The 1,786-nt window shown below is 32.1% G+C and carries 1 protein-coding gene; it reads right to left on the reverse strand.

The annotated features are described in order from the left end of the window. Positions 1 to 115: 115 nt before the first annotated feature. Positions 116 to 1,666, reverse strand: coding sequence for an amidohydrolase (locus tag NSA58_RS19720; RefSeq protein WP_257560897.1), 1,551 nt, complete (start codon positions 1,664 to 1,666; stop codon positions 116 to 118). Positions 1,667 to 1,786: the final 120 nt, after the last annotated feature.

Raw genomic sequence — 1,786 nt, forward strand, 5'->3', positions numbered from 1 at the left:
GTAAATATTTATATGAACAATCCTTAATTTTACATTAAAAAAAGAGTTGTTGCATAATAATTTTTTATTATATAACAACTCTTTTTACTAAAGTATTTTTAATTTATTATCTTGATTATTTTTTAAATATAGTCTTACCTTCTTTTATTGTTTCAAGAACTTTTATATTTTTTATTTCTTCACTTGGTACTTCAAGTGGGTTTTTATCTAATATAACCATATCAGCATATTTTCCTACTTCTAAGCTACCTTTTATATCTTCTTCAAAATATCCGTAAGCACCATTTATAGTTACTGCTTTTAAAGCATCCATAGCACTTATTTTATGTTGCTGCCCAAGTACTCTTCCACTTTGAGTTTTTCTATTTACAGCATTATGCATACCTAATATTTGATCTGGCATTTTTACTGGTGGATCTTGGTGTAGTGTAAACTTTAATCCTTCTTCTTTTGCCCAACCAAGCGGAGATATGTTTTGAGCTCTTTCTGGTCCAAATACTGATTCATAGTGATAATCTCCCCAGAACCAAACATGGTCATTGAAGAATGTTGGTTCAGCTCCTAATTTAGCCATACGCTCTAATTGATCTTTTCTTATAGCTTGGCAGTGAACTAATACAGGTCTTAAGTCTGTTGTAGCAGTTGTATTTCCTGTTAATTCTAAAGCTTTTTTATAACATCTGAAGAATTGATCTATTGCTGCATCTCCATTTGAATGAGTATGAACTTGCCAGTTATTTTCTATACACATTTTGTAGTATGCTACCATATCTTCATCAGTTTGAGTAGGATATCCAAGGTAATCAGCAGATTCACCTTCTGGAGCTTCATAGTATGGCTTTGTTAACCATGCAGTTTTTCCTTGTGGAGAACCATCTAAGAAAGCCTTTCCTCCACCAACTTTATAGTGGTTAACGTAGTCTCTTTTAGGAGTTCCTTCATTTGTCTTCATTAATTGTTCAGTGAAAGGCATTAATGCATATCCTAATATATGTATTTTTAATTTACCCATTTGACCTGCTACTGTTAACATCTGATCATATCCTGGGTCTAAACTTGCATCTTGAGCAGTTGTAATTCCAAGTTCAGCATATAAGTCTTGAGCTCTAACTAAACTATCTAAAACTTGTTCAAACTTAGGTGCAGGAACTATACCTTTTTTATCCTCTGCCATAATTGCATTTTCTTCTAATATACCATTAGCTTCTCTTGAATCAGGACTTACAGTTTGTACAACTCCACCTTCTGGTACTACATAATCTTCTCCAGCATAACCATATGCTTCTAGTCCAAATGAGTTAGTGACTGCTAAATGTCCTGATGCATGTGTACAATATATTCCTATTTCTGTACTTACATCATCTAAATCAAATTTAGTTGGATGTTGTTTATCTTCAAATTTAGTATTATCATATCCAAACCCTATTACCCAAGCACCTTCAGGTAATTTTGTGTTTGCTATATAGTTTCTTATTCTTGATTTTATTTCTTCTACTGAAATAGCATCTCCAAGTTGAACTAATAATAGAGTTTGAGCTATAGCTGCTATATGTCCGTGAGGATCTATAAATCCTGGAATCATAGTTTTTCCTTCTAAATCTATTTTTTCAGCATCTTGAGCTAAAGCTAGTACTTCTTCATTAGTTCCTAATGCTTTTTTCCACAAAGCTCTTCATTAAAGTTTAAAGCCGCTCTATACATAGGCTTTATTTCAACTTCTAAATTGGTATTAAAAAATCCATATTTACCATCTATTCTAATTTTTGATAACCCCTCACAAAACTGA

This window comes from Terrisporobacter muris (genome assembly GCF_024621905.1).
Classification (GTDB): Bacteria; Bacillota; Clostridia; order Peptostreptococcales; family Peptostreptococcaceae; genus Terrisporobacter; species Terrisporobacter muris.